A 16095-nucleotide genomic window follows, 5' to 3' on the forward strand; every position below is an offset into this window, starting at 1 on the left:
TTTTTAGTTAAAGGAATTTTATTAATAGTATGGATCATATTCTTAGTTGTTTTGGAAAAAGTAGTGAGAAAAAAATTAAATATACCGAAACAAACAGACTGGAATAGTAAATATGTAAACAACGCTCATAAATGGGGCACTAGGGCTCTTATCATTTCTTATATAATTGTTACGCTGATATGTGCTACTTTAAATCCTATTTATATTAGTAATTTACCCATTTTATTTTTAATAACCTTATACTGCTTTCAATCATATATGGAATGGAAATTTGATAAAGAATCGAGGGAATATGTCATTTCTTTCGGAACGGTTCCATTATTAATAATAACAGGAATTATGCTTAATCTTTTCTTTTATAGATATTGGATTTAATTATATATGGAATGAATGGGGAGACAAAATGAAAATGCCTAAATTACGTGCTGAAGCAATGATTGTAAATAAAGATCATTCTAAAGTACTAGTACAATGTGATTTAAGTGAAACATTTTATCGTTTTCCAGGAGGTTCTATTGAATTTGGTGAAACAGCAAAAGAAGCGATAATACGAGAATTAATGGAAGAATACGATTTGAAAATTGATGTCCAAGGGCTAGCTGTTGTAAATGAGCATATTTTCGAGTGGAACAACGAAAAAGGACATCATTGTACATTGGGGAACTGTTCAAGAGATGGTTACAAATGAAATAAGGCATAAAGAACATGAGAATATTATATTAATATGGAAGAGCATAGAGGAATTAAAGGAGAAGCCAACATATCCTGAAGGAATTGTAAGTTATTTAGAAGAGAATAACCATAATATAGTCCACTTTGTTTCTAAAAATATATAAAGTAATTGCAGGGATAACAATGGATACCTCTACAATTTTAATTATTATTATTGGACTGGGTATAGGTGGTTACTTTTTAGAACAGTTTTTAAGAAGAAAATTAAATATGGAGAAAAGAGGCTTCTTTGGATATAAGCATGTGAATAGTTTACATGTAAAATTAGAAATAGGGCTTATTATTATTTATGTAATAAGTAGTTGTTATTATATGTTTAAATTTGAAAATGCTAAAATGGCTTATGTCATGTTTACTTATTTAGGGATATCATGGACTTTAAGAGCATGGATGGAATGGAAATATGATAGAAAATCAAAAGAATATATACTTTCGATAACGGGAATGATTTCTTTTATATTGATGCTCTCGATACTATTTTATTTCGTTCCACCTGCTACATAATAAATTCATTAATAATAGTACAAATAATGAAATAACTAATAAAGGAAGAAACCATTTATCGCTAAATGGTTTCTTATTTATTTAAGTATTTATTTTAGCTAAAATAGATGTAACGAAATTTGTTTTATCCTCTGCATATCGATGTTTATCATTAGGATTAGCTTGTGAAAGTTGAATTTTCAACTGTTCATACTGTATACGAGCAGTTTTATTGTCTATTAAGTAATCTCGAAATTGTAATTGTTCTATTAAATATGAATTCCCTTGTTCATACATATGAATTTGATGAGTTCTTGGCTCACCTTTATTAAAATAATATCGTTCAGGCAGTACATCTTTTCTATATTTATAGTTTAGCAGTTCTAACTTGTTAATACAGTTTAAACCATCGTTATAATCTTCTAATTCGATTGCAATATCAATAATTGGCTTTGCACTTAAATGTGGAATTGCAGTACTGCCAATATGGTGTATAGCTAAAATATGTTTCCCAATTTGTTTCTCAATGAATTGTTTTTCTTTCATAAACTCCAATTCCCATTCCTCAGTCCACGGAACTAAAAATACTTTCCCGTACGGTAAACCTAGCATTTGTTTAGCACCTCTTTTAAAATGGTTTTCAATAAAAGTAATTACATTTTCTTAAAGCTTCTCAAAACAAGATATTCCCACAATCTCCAAGGAAGAATTTTCTTTGCAAAGATCATAAATTTCACACCTTTTCCAATCGGATATCGTAAATTCGTACGCTTAGATTCAGCAATTTCTACAATTTTATTAGCAACATCTATCGGATTGCCAAATGTATCACTGCCGCTATTAATATGTTTTTGTATTTTGTCCATATATTCTTTGTAAGGAGAAGTAGTATCAGATTGGTTTGTAGCTAGTTGTTTACCAACTTCCCATATATTCGTGTTATAAGAACCAGGTTCCACTAAAGCAACATCTATTCCGAACGGTTTTACTTCTAAACGAAGGGATTCACTCCATCCTTCTAATGCATGTTTTGAAGAAACGTAAGGAGATAGACCAGGGAATCCAACTTGACCACTAATGCTGCTTATATTAATAATTTTTCCGCTTTGTTGTTCTCTCATATAAGGTAAAACAAGCTGAGTAATTGATATAGCTCCAAAAAAGTTCGTTTCAAATTGTTTACGGTATTCCTCTACTGGAATTTCTTCTACAAAGCCCCCATTGGCATATCCTGCATTATTAATGAGGAGGTCCACTTTGTTTATTTCTTTTAAAAATAATTGAAAGTTATGTAAAGAGTTTTGATCGGTTACATCTAATTGTTGAATTTTTATGTTTTGCTGTAAGTTGAGTTGAGTAGCTTGAGATAATAAGTTTCCTTGTTTTTCAAGGTTTCTTATTGTTGCGATAACTAAATAATCTTTTTTTGCGAGTTCGAGTGTAGTTAATAGTCCGAATCCACTTGAAGCTCCTGTAATAACCGCGATTTGTTTATTCATTTTCTGCCAGCTTTCTTTTTCTTTTATCATAACGAGTTATGATAAGAAAATCTATTATTCTTACACTTTCTTTGAAAGCTATTCATGTTAATTCAATATTCTATGGTTTTTAAAGAGGGAATTATACGGACTTATCGTATATAGAGAAGTGAGTATGAATACGTTTATGAAATGAGGGAAGAAAAATGGCCCATGTGAAAGATATATTAGCAGATCAGTTATTAGCGAATGCAAACGATCCTAGTTGGTATATTCCGTTTTCAGATGCAGTGAAAGATCTATCTGAGAGAGAAGCTTTCTGGAAACCGAATGAAGAGAGTAATAGTATAGCTGAAATTGTACAACATTTACTGTATTGGAACTCAACGTGGCAAACTAGGTATAAAGAATCAAATGTGAATGCCGTGCCCGCTATTGGTGATAATAACAAAAGTTTTATGCTTTCAGATAATCAATCTTTCGATGAATTAAGAGAAAAACTACTTGAGAAACTGTTACTATGGCAAAAGCTAATAAATAAAGAAAAGGTTGAAAGTGATGTAGTTGGATTTCCAGTATGTGCAAAGTGGTGGGAAGTGCTAGCAAATGTCACAACTCATAATGCTTATCATATTGGTCAAATTATTTACATTCGGAAGTTACAGAAGAGTTTTGATCATGAATAAAATAATGATTCTCAAACTAGGTGAACAAAAGTGGACAAAACGAGACAGATGTCTCAATTTGTCCACTTTTTTATTTTGGAAGAAAAGAGAAACCCTATTAAATCAAGAATTAGAATTTGGCACAGTACTTGCAATATAAAAGATGAACAAGAAAATAGGAGGGCTGGACATGTTAAAAACAACTGAAAGTAAAGGGAATGGAATTACGAAAGAACAAGCTCGTTGGATGTATGAAAAAATGTTAGAGATTCGTAAGTTTGAAGATAAGGTACATGAATTGTTCGCTCAAGGTGTGCTGCCAGGTTTCGTCCATTTATACGCGGGTGAAGAAGCAGTAGCAGTTGGTGTATGTGCCCACTTAACGGATCGTGACAGTATTACAAGTACACATAGAGGACATGGGCATTGTATCGCAAAAGGTTGCGATTTAAACGGTATGATGGCTGAACTTTTTGGGAAAGCGACAGGGTTATGTAAAGGTAAAGGCGGCTCCATGCACATTGCTGATTTAGATAAAGGAATGCTTGGTGCAAATGGGATTGTAGGCGGTGGGTTTCCACTTGCTTGTGGCTCAGCATTAACAGCTAAATATAAAGGAACGAAAGATGTAAGTGTTTGTTTCTTCGGTGACGGAGCAAATAATGAAGGAACATTTCACGAAGGGGTTAATTTAGCGGCGATTTGGAAATTACCAGTTATTTTTATCGCAGAAAATAACGGTTACGGTGAAGCGACAACATTTGAATATGCTTCAAGTTGTGATTCCATTGCAGATCGAGCGAAGGCTTACAATATTCCAGGTGTTCAAGTGGATGGAAAGGACTTGCTTGCAGTGTATAAAGCAGCGGAAGAAGCAGTAGAACGTGCTCGTAATGGCGGTGGTCCAACAATAATTGAATGTATGACATATCGTAATTACGGTCATTTCGAAGGTGAAGCACAAACGTATAAAACTTCAGAAGAAAAAGAAGAACATTTAAATGAAAAAGATGCGATTGTGAATTTCCGTAAGCATTTAATTCATGAAGCTTTATTAACTGAATCTGAGCTTGTAGATATGGAAAAGGCAGTAGATGAAGCGGTTCAAAAATCAATTGAATTTAGTGAAAATAGTCCATATCCAGAGGATGAAGAGTTATTAAAAGATGTATACGTTTCTTACAAATAAGAGGAGGGTGAAAAATAATGACTAGAACAGTAAGTATGTCAACTGCGATTAATGAAGCGATGAAAATCTCAATGCGTCGTGATGAAAACGTAATTTTAATAGGAGAAGACGTTGCAGGTGGTGCACAAGTTGATCACTTGCAAGATGATGAAGCATGGGGCGGTGTACTCGGTGTTACGAAAGGCCTTGTACAAGAATTTGGCCGAAATCGTATTTTAGATACACCAATTTCAGAAGCGGGTTACATGGGAGCAGCAATGGCAGCTGCGGCAACAGGACTACGTCCGATTGCTGAATTAATGTTTAATGATTTTATCGGTAGTTGTCTTGATCAAGTATTAAACCAAGGTGCAAAGTTCCGCTATATGTTCGGTGGTAAAGCGAAAGTGCCAGTTACAGTGCGTACGATGCATGGTGCAGGTTTTAGCGCAGCTGCACAACATTCACAAAGTTTGTATGCGTTATTTACGAGCATTCCAGGTATAAAAGTTGTCGTTCCTTCTACTCCATATGACGCAAAAGGCTTATTATTAGCGGCAATTGAAGATGATGACCCAGTAATCTTCTTTGAAGATAAAACACTTTACAATATGAAAGGTGAAGTGCCGGAAGGGTATTATACAATTCCATTAGGTAAAGCAGATATAAAACGTGAAGGTTCTGATGTAACAATCGTCGCCATTGGAAAACAAGTTCATACAGCACTTGCAGCTGCTGAGCAATTATCGAAAAAAGGACTTGAAGTAGAAGTAATTGATCCACGTTCTTTATCACCACTGGATGAAGATACGATTTTAGCATCAGTTGAAAAAACAAATCGCCTTATTGTTATTGATGAAGCAAATCCAAGATGTAGTATCGCAACGGATATTGCGGCAATTGTAGCGGATAAAGGATTCGATTTGTTAGATGCACCTATTAAACGAATTACAGCACCACATACACCAGTTCCGTTCTCGCCACCACTTGAAAAGTTATATTTACCAACGCCGGAAAAAGTAATTGAAACTGTATCAGAAATGATCGGAGACCAATCTTTATTACATGTGTAATAAAACGATGAGAAGGGAGAGAGAAGCATGGCTGTAGAAGTTGTAATGCCGAAGTTAGGTATGGCGATGAAAGAAGGTATTATTACGAGCTGGAATATTAAAGCAGGCGATCATGTATCAAAAGGTGAACTAATTGCTAGTATTAATTCGGAAAAAATCGAAACTGAAATAGAAGCACCAGCGGATGGAACTGTTCTTGATATAGCTGTAAGTGAAGATGAGGGGGTTCCACCTGGCACTGTCATTTGCTATATCGGTAAGCTGAACGAAAAAGTAGAAATCAATGAAAGTATAAATGTTGTAGAAGAAAAAGCACCTAATCTAGAGCCTAAAAAGGTCCAACATCCAGAACCATATGCGAAAGAAGTGGCGAAGCAAAGAATCAAAATTTCACCTGTAGCGAAGAAAATTGCAAAGTCTGAAAATCTAGATATCAAAGCATTAGTTGGTACAGGCCCTGGCGGAAGGATTACAAAAGTAGACGTATTAAAAGCGATTGAAGAAAGAGTAACAATTCCAGAAGTACTTGAACAAGAAGAAAGTAAAGTAATTCCTGTTACTGGTATGCGGAAAGCAATCGCAAACCGTATGCATGCAAGTTTACAAAATAGTGCGCAATTAACAATAACGATGAAAGTAGATGTTACAGATTTAGTTGCTTTACATAAAGAAATAGCGGCAGTTGTACAAGAACGATACGATAACAAACTAACTATTACGGATTTCGTTTCTCGTGCTGTTGTATTAGCGCTTGGAGAGCATAAAGAAATGAACAGCGCTTATATGGATGATACAATTCATCAATTTGAACATGTTCATTTAGGCATGGCAGTCGCATTAGAAAAAGGATTAGTCGTTCCAGCTATTCGCTTTGCTAATCATCTATCTTTAGTAGAGTTATCTAAACAAATTAAAAATGTTGCACAAAAAGCAAGAGAAGGTAGTTTAAGTAGTGATGATATGCAAGGGACAACCTTTACAATTAGTAATTTAGGTAGCTTCGGTATTGAATATTTTACGCCAGTATTAAATACACCTGAAACTGGTATTTTAGGTGTAGGTGCAATTGAACATGTTCCAGTATATAAAGGAAAGAAAATAAAAAAAGGCAGTATGTTACCTTTAAGTTTAACATTCGATCATCGTGTATTAGATGGTGCACCAGCAGCTGCATTTTTACGCACAATTAAACGTTATTTAGAAGAACCTGTAACAATTCTTTTATAAAGAGAAGGTGAGAGAATGAGTAAACTAGTCGTTATTGGTGGCGGACCTGCTGGCTATGTAGCAGCAATTACCGCGGCTCAAAGTGGAAAAGAAGTCACTCTTATTGATGAAGCTGATCTTGGCGGGACTTGTTTAAATGTTGGGTGCATGCCTACAAAATCATTGTTAGAAAGTGCAGAAGTGCATGACATTGTGAGAAAAGCGAATCATTATGGAGTTATGCTTAACGAAGGAAGTATTTCAGTTGATTGGAAGCAAATGCAGGCGAGGAAATCACAAGTTGTAACACAGCTCGTCCAAGGAATTCAATATTTAATGAAGAAAAATAAAATAAAAGTTATACAAGGTAAAGCAAGATTTGAAACGGATCATCGTGTGAGAGTTACACAAGGTGATAAAGAAATTGTAGTAGATGGAGAACAGTTCATTATTGCAGCAGGTTCAGAACCGACTGAATTACCTTTTGCTACATTTGATGGGAAATGGATTTTAAATAGTAGCCATGCAATGTCCCTAGAAAATATACCGAAATCATTATTAATTGTTGGTGGTGGTGTAATAGGATGCGAGTTTGCAAGTATTTATAGTCGTCTTGGAACAAAAGTTACGATTGTTGAAATGGCACCGCAATTATTACCTGGTGAAGATGAAGATATCGCATACATTTTAAGAGGAAAACTAGAAAATGATGGCGTAGAAATATTTACAGGAGCAGTTTTAAAAGGATTAAATAATTATAAGAAACAGGCTTCATTTGAATATGAAGGAAGTATCCAAGAAGTTAATCCGGAATTTGTTCTCGTTTCTGTCGGCCGAAAACCACGTGTACAACAATTAGATTTAGAAAAAGCAGGCATTCAATATTCAAATAAAGGAATTTCTGTGAATGAACATATGCAAACCAATGTATCACATATTTACGCAGCGGGTGATGTGATTGGTGGAATCCAGCTTGCTCACGTTGCTTTCCATGAAGGAACGACAGCAGCATTACATGCGAGTGGAGAAGATGTAAAAGTAAACTATCATGCTGTACCTCGCTGTATTTATACAGCTCCAGAAATTGCTAGTGTCGGTTTAAGTGGAAAATTAGCAAGAGAGCAATATGGTGATATTCTTATCGGAGAGTTTCCTTTTTCAGCAAATGGAAAAGCGCTTATTATTGGAGAACAAACGGGTAAAGTAAAAGTCATTGTGGAACCTAAATATCAAGAAATTGTAGGGATTTCTATTATTGGTCCACGTGCAACCGAACTGATTGGACAAGGAACTGTAATGATTCATACAGAAGTTACTGCCGATATTATGAGAGATTATATTGCAGCGCATCCTACTTTATCTGAAGCGATTCATGAAGCGCTATTGCAAGCGGTAGGACATGCTGTACATGCTTAAATGAAATTGTAATAAACCACTATTCTCTAAATTTATGAGAGAATAGTGGTTTGAATTTTTACAAAAGAAATTGAATATCCTATTATTTTTTTACGTCAATCGCTGAAGTAATATCGTTCCAATCAGCAGCTAAATTAGCAGTTTTACCGTACCAATCAGCGTGTTTAAATATAACACCTTTTCCATATCCTTGTGTAGAAGTATGCTCCCAAAGTGTCGTTGAATAACTTGCAGAAGGTGATGCTGTACTTACAGAGGAAATTCTATCGTTCCAGCTAGATGGTAAGTTTTTAAAGCCGCTGCTCCAGTAAATATATTGGCCACCTTTATCTTTATGTTCATAAAAATCAGTACTACCAGCACCGCTACCTAAAGGATTGATTTTATTTTTAAGTACTTTTTTATCCTTTTCAATATAAGCATCTAATGTTTCGCGGCTAGTAAAACCATAAGCTAGCCAATCTCCATTTTCATTTTGCTCTGGTAATACCATAGTAATTTGAATGTCTTTCTTATCTTGATCACTTAATTTTGTAAGAGAATTAACATTCTGTTCATCCACTTTTAAATAATCAAAAGACTTAATTGTGTTACCTTTTTCTTCAGCACTTGCTACTCCTAGTCCTCCAGTTAATGCAAATCCCGCTACTAATGTACCTGCTACTAATTTCTTCAACATATAACCATCCCTTTTTGTTTAGATTTTTGTACAGGTGAATCTTTGTACTAGTAAAATGTATTCTAATTATCAACTATTGTAAATATTCTGAAGTTTTAGAAATAAAAGATGGAATATTTACAGTTTTGCATTTTTTCTTTAGAAAAAATAGTTATTGGAATGATATAATAAATAGATATATCGCTTTTGTTGAATCTTAAAATGTTTTAGGGGGAAAGTCTTTGAAGTATTTTAATAAAGATTGGTATAAAGAAATGCAAGTGTCTGGATTTTTAATTTTCCCAGAAACAGTAGAAGAATGGGAAGAGATGTTACGAGAGAGCGAAAAGATAGGAATAGATTATAAGCAAAGTTTAAGAGAAGACGTGGAAGAAAAGAAAGACGATTTATTAAAGTTTCTACCTAAGTCATTACATCCATACATTCATAACAATACAATTAATTCAGAATACCCATCGGAAAAGTTAAAAAAACTTATGTTGGAGTGGACTGAAGATTATGAGAAAAGAATGAATGATTTAGAACAAGATTATATAGATAATTATAATATTATAAAAGAAAAGCTCGCGCAGAACGTCGTTAAACTACATGAATACTCACTACATGATAGTGTGGTCAAATCAGTAGAGAGATTATCAAAAGATAAGCTAATTATTGCTTTGGATTGCAGCGGTACGTTCAGTGAATTTGATAAACTGCAAGTAACTTTTACAGGGGTAACGAAATGTTCTATTCCGGAAGATTTTGAAGGTGCTTGGTGGTTATGTCATGAAATAGTTCTTACGAATGAAGGGTTCGAATTGGGTGTTTTATTTGATTGTCCATTTGAAGAAGTAACGATTTGTGCAAAAGGCGTACTGCTTGAGATAAGTAACTAGTAAACTTTACAAATAAAAAACAGTCTTATAGGACTGTTTTTTATTTAGTTGCTAAATTATCAAGTTTCCAATATGTATCTGTTAACGGCGCGGCTTTGCTATCTATGTATAGATACATATTATTTAAATCTTTTGGTGAAGTTTTCAGTTCAAATACAACGTTAGTAGTTAAAGAGAATTCGTGTGGAACATTTTTATAGTGCTCGTCATATATCGGATGAGCTTCACCTTCATATTTCTGACCAGTTTTTTCATCTTGTATGAAATATTTTATTTCCGAAAGATCAATAGTTTGTCCATCATCTCGAACATTATTAATCATAACACGAGTAGTAATGCGCCATTCTTTGTCTATTTTTTCGAATTTAGCATTTTCAACAGTTGCTCTATAGTATTCATTTTTAACTATTTCCCCATAATGCATTGCATTCTTTTCAAGAGCGCTCTTTTCTTGTTTTGGTGCAGTATTCCCGTGACATCCTGCCATTAGTCCTGTAAATAATAATGCTGTACAAGTTACTTTTATTATAGATTTCATAATAATTCCTTTCTGTGTTAAAAAGTAAAACATAGGAATAATTTTACATTAATAGAAGGATGAACGGAAGTATAATTGTGAAATATGCAAATATGCATTTATTTAGTTGTTAATTTAATGGGATAGAAAAAGAGAGAAAACCTGTATAGAGCTGAATAAAGAAGCATTAAAAATATTGTAAAATAGAAAAAACATGCATATAATTAAAAGATGGATAAAATTTCCGAATATTCAATGATAGTGGTGAGAACATGTTTACTGAAGAGCGTAGAGAGAAAATTTTGGAATTACTTAAGAAAAATGGAAGGGTAATTGCTAAAGATCTTGCGGAAAGTTTTGATATGTCAATTGATTCAATAAGAAGAGATTTGTCTATTATGGAGAAGGATGGCTTATTAAAAAGAACGCACGGAGGTGCAATTGAACTTGCTCGAGTAAGGAATTTAGCTGTTGAGCGATTTGAGCGTTATAGTAATGGTTCTGTATATGAAGACGCAATTGCAAAAATTGCAGCTTCTTATATACAAGAAGGAGATTCTGTTTTTATTGGTGGGACTTCCATTCATTATGTCATGTTAAAATATTTACCTGAAACATCATTTACAGTTGTTACGAATTCTATAGAAATTGCTAGTACGTTACGGGAATATAAGAACATTGATACGTACTTAATTGGTGGAAAGGTGAAACCATCAGGAAATATGACAGATACACTTGCCTCAGAATTGATAAGTAGATTCTCTATTGATCTGTATTTCTCTACAGGTGGTGGCATTTCATTGAATGGTATAAGTACTGCAACGCCTGAAGTTGCTTATTTTAGTAAAACAGTAAATAAGATTGCTAGACGAAATATTTGTTTAGCTCCTCACAATAAACTTGGAATAGACTACTTTATAAAAGGAGAATTACTGATTGAAATTGACCTTATAATAACAGATTCAGAGGCTAGTAAAGAAACGATTCAACAATTTGAGAAACAAGGTAAAGAAATTGTAATAGCATCAATAGACTACTTTTAAAAGGAGCTTGAAATGATTATAAAAGGAAAAAAAACCACATAAATGGATTAGTTTATACAATTCGTTTGGCAACTGAAACAGATGCGGAACAGTTATCGGAAATTAGGGTTCAGATTGATGGAGAAACTGAAAACATGGATAGAGAAGCTGGAGAGGGATTTATAGATAAGATAGGTTTTCAAAAAATAATAAAAGCAGATAGTGACGAGACAAAGAATTTGTTTTTAGTTGCAGAAGTGCACAACCGAATCGTTGGGTTTTCAAGGTGCGAAGGGTCAAATTTGAAGAGATTATCTCATAAAGTAGAATTTGGCGTTTGTATTTTAAAAGAGTTTTGGGGATATGGAATAGGTAAAAGTCTATTGCAACAATCTATTCATTGGGCTGATGAAAATGAGATTAAAAAGATATCATTACAAGTATTAGAGACAAACGAAAAAGCGATCCAACTTTATAAAAAATTAGGTTTTGAAGTAGAAAGAATTTTGAAAAATGATAAAAGGCTGTCGGATGAGAAGTATTATAATACGGTTGTAATGGGAAGGTGTATTTGAGTCTGCGCATAAAAGAGGTGGGAATGTATGTTTTATAGAAGAAAGTACTATATAGTAAAGAATGAATTTATAGAAATATTTAATGAGCATTTTAATAAAACAAACTTACCGAATCAGTTAAAGCATGGTTCCAGGCTAATAGGACGCTGGATGAAAGATAATAAGAATGATACGACTGAAGTGTTTGCCATATGGGAATATGATAGTTATGAACAATATAAAGAAATAGAATCAAAGATTAGAAATGACGAGAAGCATATTAGAAGAATACATGAATGGTATGAAAAACATGGCGGGAAACAATATGTTTTTCAGGAGTACATAGTAGAGATGAAAAATGAAGAGTTAGTGTGTACTGTAAAGTGATAGAGAGGTGAGGGATAATGGGAATGAAAACAAAATTATATTTTAGTGTAGCATCCACAATTTTATTTGCAATAGCCGTGATTATTTTCTTTATATACGGCAATCCACAAAAATGGTTTTGGTTATGTATTTTTTTTGCTTCCATTATACAAAATATAGTAATACTAAAAAAGAACAAAGAAGTGCATTAAGATATTCAAATTTTTAACATATTTGTGTCGTCTTTCTAGTTTTGTTGAAAACGCTTTTATTCAGTTTTATAATAAAAGTATGTTTTTACAAATCTCCAAAATAATGAATAGGGAGATGATACAATGCTAGCTTCACCGTTTTACTTACATACATGGAAAAAGTTTGTTGATGAAGGTGTCCTTGATTCGAACCGTATAAACGAAAGAATTTCAGAGTCATGGTATCGATGTAAACAAGCAAATGTGAATCCTCATATGAATAAAGGTCAGAAAATTTTGTCTTCTAATATTTTTCAAGACCAAAAGAAAAAGAGTGAAATCTTCCTAGATATAGCACTACCTCAAATACAAAATATGAGAAAAACCATTGATGAACTGCAAATGATGGCATTATTAATCGATCCAGACGGTTACGTTCTATCATTAAGTGGAAATAAACAAACGTTGCAACGAGCGAAACATATTAATTTCGTTGAAGGTGTGAAATGGACGGAAGCGGCTGTTGGTACAAATGCGATAGGAACAGCGTTAGAAATTGAAGAGGCTATTATGATAAGTGGTACAGAGCATTATTCTGTCGCATCTCATAGCTGGAGCTGTGCGGCCGCTCCTATTCATAATGATGATGGGAAATTAATAGGCGTTCTAGATTTCTCTTGTCCGATTGAGTTCTCGCATCCATATATGCTCGGTATGGTAACTTCGATTGCACATGCGATTGAACGTGAATGTAGTATTCGAGTACATCAAAATGAACTGCAGTTAATCCATCGTTTTTTAGATGTAATTGACAGTGATGAACAAGTGGTTATTTGTAATCATCGCGATGTTATCGTTTCTGCGAGTAAGAGTGTTCGGGAACGAGTATGTAATTGGTCACGAATGAAACTTGCAGATTTAATGCAATATGGATTGAAGTTTAAATTAGAAGTTCCAGTATACAGTAATAATAGAATGATTGGGAAATGTATTTATGTAAAGGAAAATAAACAAGTAAAATCATTTTCAACGTCCCCATTTATAAATGGCATCACTTTTCCTGGAGTGATTGGGACAAGTAGTGCATTTCAACATACATTAGAAGAAATTAAGCTTGTATCACCAACTGACGCAAGTGTATATGTTTGTGGTGGAACAGGTGTAGGAAAAGAATATGTTGCGAGAGCGATTCATGAAAATAGTCCAAGAAAAAATGGTCCATTTATAGCTGTTAACTGCGGTTCATTACCGAAAGAATTAATGGAAAGTGAATTGTTCGGTTATGCTGAAGGAGCGTTTACAGGTGCACGGCGCCAAGGATATAAAGGGAAATTCCAACAAGCAGATGGAGGAACAATATTTTTAGATGAAATTGGTGAAGTGCCTCCAGAGATGCAAGTCGCATTATTGCGTGTTTTACAAGAACGAACAGTAACCCCAATTGGCAGTTCAAAAGAGGTACCGGTAAATATTCGTATTATTACTGCGACACATAAAGATTTATTGCGATTAGTAGAAGAAGGGAAATTTCGTCAAGATTTATATTATCGGTTACATGTTTATCCGCTTTATGTTCCAACGTTAATAGAAAGAAAAGAGGATATTCCATACTTCATAAAACATTTTTGCAAACGAAAGAATTGGAATGTTATATTTCCAAAAAGTATTTGTAATCAATTTTATCAGCATACATGGCCCGGAAATATTCGAGAATTATTAAATGTATTAGAACGCATTTACATTTTATCGCAAGGACAGGAAATATGCGAAAAACAAATCTCTTTTTTATTACAAACAATGATGGGAAATCAACATCAACTTGCATTGCAAGCAGAAAATAAAATAGAGAACACATTAAATTTCCGCGAAAGAATACAGCGTGACAGCATGATTGAAGCGCTAGAAAAGACGAATGGAAATGTTTCGTTAGCTGCAAAACTTTTAGATGTACCTCGAAGTACATTTTATAAACGAATGCAAAAATATAAGTTATAAAGTAGATTTTTGTAATCTACTTTTTCTTTGTGGGCTCATGTTCTGTCGGAATGTGCGCTTACCGGGGAAATAATAGAATAGTTAGAAATTAATTTCCGAAAGGGGGACTTATGTGAAGTATATTGAAATTGGCTTCGGAAATACGTGGTTTGTTCGAACAGAAACTGAAAATAAAGATGGAACTGAATTTGAGGAAAGAGGAATTATAAAACCTATTTATTTTGAGTCACTGTACGTACGAATGTGGTTTCGGAAAACGTGTTTAATTTTTGATACGAAAGAAGGGTTTAAAAAGGTTAAGAAGAGGAGGATTGATTATAAATTTATAGTTGGAATTGTAAGTAGACTGAATAAAGAAAAGGTGTACTAACATACGTAGTAATATTGACCAGAAAATCCTTTTGACTTATATCAAATTCATGAAAAGCAATTTTTATAAATATAAATTGATAATAAAACCGCTAAGGAAACTTAGCGGTTTCTTTTTAAATAGGAGAGATTTTCGTATGAATAGGATCGTAACGGTTTTACTTGCAATTATTATAATGGGGTATTCCATTTATAGTTGGAATGATACTTCGGAAATGAGTATGCTAATTTTACAAACGCTTTTAGGTTTTATGTTAGTTAGCTTAGGGGTGCAAAATTTAAAAAATAACGAAAAAGAAAATAGAAGTATAGGGATAGCTTTATTACTTGCGGCTTTGTTTTTAATTGTTGTATCTTTAATAAAATATTTTGTATGAATAAGTTTTTAAATTAATAAAAAAATAAAATTCTACTTGTATTTCACTATATAAAATATGGCATAATGATTTAGTTAAAATAGAAATGGATAGGGTATTTGAGAGGGGCAGTATAATGAGTTTTGCAATAGAAATAGTAATAAAAGCACCAATGGATGTTGTATGTGACTACATAATAGAAGATGAAAAAATAAAAGAATGGAATACGTTTATAATAGAAAATCGCTATCCTTCAAATATGGATAAAGAGAATCCACGTGTAGGAGATAAATATATTACTGTTCAAAAAGTCGGTAAGAAAACATTCGAGGTTGAAGTAGAAATCCTTGAATACGATGCACCCCATATTATTTCACTTGGCGGTGAAATGAAGCAAGGTTATTCGGCAATGACTTATATGTTAGAAGAAGATGAGGAGGGTACAGCACTTACATTAATTTCAGAATATGAACCTAGTAATCTTTACTATAAAATTATGTATAAGTTAACAGGCTGGATTTCACGAGGTTTAACTATGGAACAAATTGAGCGTCTAGCAGAATGTGTAGAAGCTGCTTATCATAAAGAAGATTAATATTAAAGATATGTATGAAGGTAAAAGCGTTACTCAATCTCATGAGTAACGCTTTTACTGTTTAAGATTTTTTATTGAAAACCTCAATAGCTCTTTCATATATTTCTTTATCAATACAAAATCTTTCTGTTATCCAATAATTAAGCTCAGAAGATGTAAGGCTTTGTTCTCTTTTCTTACCTTTTTCCCAGTCAATTATTTTAGTAAGAGTTTCCCACTTTATTTTTTCTTGATGAGCTTTAATAAGCTCATTTAAAAGTTTTAAGCTAGTAGGTTGATTTGTAGTATCTAAAAATGATAGAAATTTATTTACTAGTTTTTCTTGAGACATTTTCTGATCCTTTCTATATAG

At 33.3% G+C, this 16095-nt stretch carries 18 protein-coding genes and 3 pseudogenes; 16 read left to right on the forward strand and 5 right to left on the reverse strand.

The window, feature by feature from the left end; all coding sequences use genetic code 11:
- Window positions 1-51: 51 nt before the first annotated feature.
- The 3 genes and pseudogenes from MR079_RS01990 to MR079_RS02000 all read left to right on the forward strand — a co-directional run bounded on the left by MR079_RS01990 (window position 52) and on the right by MR079_RS02000 (window position 1236).
- Window positions 52-375 carry a DUF4181 domain-containing protein gene (locus MR079_RS01990; RefSeq protein WP_087953478.1) on the forward strand — a complete coding sequence of 108 codons (324 nt, stop codon included), beginning with the start codon at window positions 52-54 and terminating at the stop codon, window positions 373-375.
- A gap of 28 nt (window positions 376-403) precedes the next feature.
- Window positions 404-836, forward strand: a pseudogene (locus tag MR079_RS01995) (NUDIX domain-containing protein).
- A 19-nt stretch (window positions 837-855) separates the two neighbouring features.
- Entirely contained in the window at window positions 856-1236 is a 381-nt protein-coding gene (locus MR079_RS02000; protein ID WP_000381559.1) for a DUF4181 domain-containing protein, read from the forward strand.
- 81 nt (window positions 1237-1317) lie between these two features.
- Here the strand turns inward: MR079_RS02000 and MR079_RS02005 are convergent, their stop codons facing one another.
- Together MR079_RS02005 and MR079_RS02010 are read right to left on the reverse strand one after the other, a co-directional pair.
- Complete coding sequence (locus tag MR079_RS02005; protein ID WP_139865802.1) at window positions 1318-1827, reverse strand: GrpB family protein; 510 nt, start codon at window positions 1825-1827, stop codon at window positions 1318-1320.
- 41 nt (window positions 1828-1868) lie between these two features.
- On the reverse strand, window positions 1869-2714 hold the full coding sequence (locus MR079_RS02010) for an oxidoreductase (RefSeq protein WP_240795781.1): 846 nt from the start codon (window positions 2712-2714) through the stop codon (window positions 1869-1871).
- 185 nt (window positions 2715-2899) lie between these two features.
- Between MR079_RS02010 and MR079_RS02015 the strand changes: the two genes are divergently transcribed.
- From MR079_RS02015 to lpdA, 5 genes are all read left to right on the forward strand, one after another.
- Window positions 2900-3379, forward strand: coding sequence for a DinB family protein (locus MR079_RS02015; protein ID WP_139865800.1), 480 nt, complete (start codon window positions 2900-2902; stop codon window positions 3377-3379).
- 169 nt (window positions 3380-3548) lie between these two features.
- Window positions 3549-4547 (forward strand): acetoin:2,6-dichlorophenolindophenol oxidoreductase subunit alpha, encoded by a 999-nt coding sequence (gene acoA / locus MR079_RS02020; RefSeq protein ID WP_000921303.1) that lies wholly within the window; start codon window positions 3549-3551, stop codon window positions 4545-4547.
- 17 nt (window positions 4548-4564) lie between these two features.
- Window positions 4565-5599, forward strand: a complete 1035-nt coding sequence (gene acoB, locus MR079_RS02025; RefSeq protein ID WP_000198893.1) for an acetoin:2,6-dichlorophenolindophenol oxidoreductase subunit beta — start codon at window positions 4565-4567, stop codon at window positions 5597-5599.
- Window positions 5600-5626: 27 nt separating this feature from the next.
- Window positions 5627-6826 (forward strand): dihydrolipoamide acetyltransferase family protein, encoded by a 1200-nt coding sequence (locus MR079_RS02030; RefSeq protein ID WP_139865798.1) that lies wholly within the window; start codon window positions 5627-5629, stop codon window positions 6824-6826.
- Window positions 6827-6841: 15 nt separating this feature from the next.
- Complete coding sequence (gene lpdA, locus MR079_RS02035; RefSeq protein ID WP_139865797.1) at window positions 6842-8221, forward strand: dihydrolipoyl dehydrogenase; 1380 nt, start codon at window positions 6842-6844, stop codon at window positions 8219-8221.
- An 82-nt stretch (window positions 8222-8303) separates the two neighbouring features.
- Here the strand turns inward: lpdA and MR079_RS02040 are convergent, their stop codons facing one another.
- Window positions 8304-8900, reverse strand: coding sequence for a hypothetical protein (locus tag MR079_RS02040; RefSeq protein ID WP_087953488.1), 597 nt, complete (start codon window positions 8898-8900; stop codon window positions 8304-8306).
- Window positions 8901-9121: 221 nt separating this feature from the next.
- Between MR079_RS02040 and MR079_RS02045 the strand changes: the two genes are divergently transcribed.
- Complete coding sequence (locus MR079_RS02045; protein ID WP_139865796.1) at window positions 9122-9778, forward strand: DUF4085 family protein; 657 nt, start codon at window positions 9122-9124, stop codon at window positions 9776-9778.
- 40 nt (window positions 9779-9818) lie between these two features.
- On the opposite strand, the gene MR079_RS02050 is transcribed toward MR079_RS02045, so the two are convergent.
- Complete coding sequence (locus tag MR079_RS02050; protein ID WP_242293386.1) at window positions 9819-10316, reverse strand: hypothetical protein; 498 nt, start codon at window positions 10314-10316, stop codon at window positions 9819-9821.
- Window positions 10317-10567: 251 nt separating this feature from the next.
- On the opposite strand from MR079_RS02050, the gene MR079_RS02055 reads away from it, so the two are divergent.
- From MR079_RS02055 to MR079_RS02085, 7 genes and pseudogenes are all read left to right on the forward strand, one after another.
- Window positions 10568-11338 carry a DeoR/GlpR family DNA-binding transcription regulator gene (locus tag MR079_RS02055; RefSeq protein ID WP_139865794.1) on the forward strand — a complete coding sequence of 257 codons (771 nt, stop codon included), beginning with the start codon at window positions 10568-10570 and terminating at the stop codon, window positions 11336-11338.
- Window positions 11339-11350: 12 nt separating this feature from the next.
- Window positions 11351-11892 (forward strand): annotated as a pseudogene (locus tag MR079_RS02060) (GNAT family N-acetyltransferase).
- Between the two features lie 27 nt (window positions 11893-11919).
- The gene (locus MR079_RS02065; protein ID WP_139865792.1) at window positions 11920-12258 is read left to right on the forward strand and encodes an NIPSNAP family protein; all 339 of its coding nucleotides are present in this window, start codon (window positions 11920-11922) and stop codon (window positions 12256-12258) included.
- Window positions 12259-12572: 314 nt separating this feature from the next.
- Window positions 12573-14423 carry a sigma-54-dependent Fis family transcriptional regulator gene (locus tag MR079_RS02070; protein WP_242293387.1) on the forward strand — a complete coding sequence of 617 codons (1851 nt, stop codon included), beginning with the start codon at window positions 12573-12575 and terminating at the stop codon, window positions 14421-14423.
- Between the two features lie 112 nt (window positions 14424-14535).
- Window positions 14536-14793, forward strand: a complete 258-nt coding sequence (locus MR079_RS02075; RefSeq protein ID WP_242293388.1) for a DUF3977 family protein — start codon at window positions 14536-14538, stop codon at window positions 14791-14793.
- A gap of 136 nt (window positions 14794-14929) precedes the next feature.
- Window positions 14930-15169 (forward strand): DUF3953 domain-containing protein, encoded by a 240-nt coding sequence (locus MR079_RS02080; protein ID WP_242293389.1) that lies wholly within the window; start codon window positions 14930-14932, stop codon window positions 15167-15169.
- 115 nt (window positions 15170-15284) lie between these two features.
- Window positions 15285-15743, forward strand: coding sequence for an SRPBCC family protein (locus tag MR079_RS02085; RefSeq protein ID WP_242293390.1), 459 nt, complete (start codon window positions 15285-15287; stop codon window positions 15741-15743).
- A 29-nt stretch (window positions 15744-15772) separates the two neighbouring features.
- Here the strand turns inward: MR079_RS02085 and MR079_RS02090 are convergent.
- Window positions 15773-16074 (reverse strand): annotated as a pseudogene (locus MR079_RS02090) (hypothetical protein).
- Window positions 16075-16095 lie beyond the last annotated feature (21 nt).

It is taken from the genome of Bacillus cereus group sp. BfR-BA-01381 (assembly GCF_022663555.1).
Lineage (GTDB): Bacteria > Bacillota > Bacilli > Bacillales > Bacillaceae_G > Bacillus_A > Bacillus_A pacificus.

What these genes read in the sequence shown, in the direction of transcription:
- MR079_RS02000 (WP_000381559.1), top strand. Translation starts at nt 856, where the DNA reads ATGGATACCTCTACAATTTTAATTATTATTATTGGACTGGGTATAGGT.
- MR079_RS02005 (WP_139865802.1), bottom strand. Translation starts at nt 1,827, where the DNA reads ATGCTAGGTTTACCGTACGGGAAAGTATTTTTAGTTCCGTGGACTGAG.
- MR079_RS02010 (WP_240795781.1), bottom strand. Translation starts at nt 2,714, where the DNA reads ATGAATAAACAAATCGCGGTTATTACAGGAGCTTCAAGTGGATTCGGA.
- MR079_RS02015 (WP_139865800.1), top strand. Translation starts at nt 2,900, where the DNA reads ATGGCCCATGTGAAAGATATATTAGCAGATCAGTTATTAGCGAATGCA.
- acoA (WP_000921303.1), top strand. Translation starts at nt 3,549, where the DNA reads ATGTTAAAAACAACTGAAAGTAAAGGGAATGGAATTACGAAAGAACAA.
- acoB (WP_000198893.1), top strand. Translation starts at nt 4,565, where the DNA reads ATGACTAGAACAGTAAGTATGTCAACTGCGATTAATGAAGCGATGAAA.
- MR079_RS02030 (WP_139865798.1), top strand. Translation starts at nt 5,627, where the DNA reads ATGGCTGTAGAAGTTGTAATGCCGAAGTTAGGTATGGCGATGAAAGAA.
- lpdA (WP_139865797.1), top strand. Translation starts at nt 6,842, where the DNA reads ATGAGTAAACTAGTCGTTATTGGTGGCGGACCTGCTGGCTATGTAGCA.
- MR079_RS02040 (WP_087953488.1), bottom strand. Translation starts at nt 8,900, where the DNA reads ATGTTGAAGAAATTAGTAGCAGGTACATTAGTAGCGGGATTTGCATTA.
- MR079_RS02050 (WP_242293386.1), bottom strand. Translation starts at nt 10,316, where the DNA reads ATGAAATCTATAATAAAAGTAACTTGTACAGCATTATTATTTACAGGA.
- MR079_RS02055 (WP_139865794.1), top strand. Translation starts at nt 10,568, where the DNA reads ATGTTTACTGAAGAGCGTAGAGAGAAAATTTTGGAATTACTTAAGAAA.
- MR079_RS02065 (WP_139865792.1), top strand. Translation starts at nt 11,920, where the DNA reads ATGTTTTATAGAAGAAAGTACTATATAGTAAAGAATGAATTTATAGAA.
- MR079_RS02070 (WP_242293387.1), top strand. Translation starts at nt 12,573, where the DNA reads ATGCTAGCTTCACCGTTTTACTTACATACATGGAAAAAGTTTGTTGAT.
- MR079_RS02080 (WP_242293389.1), top strand. Translation starts at nt 14,930, where the DNA reads ATGAATAGGATCGTAACGGTTTTACTTGCAATTATTATAATGGGGTAT.
- MR079_RS02085 (WP_242293390.1), top strand. Translation starts at nt 15,285, where the DNA reads ATGAGTTTTGCAATAGAAATAGTAATAAAAGCACCAATGGATGTTGTA.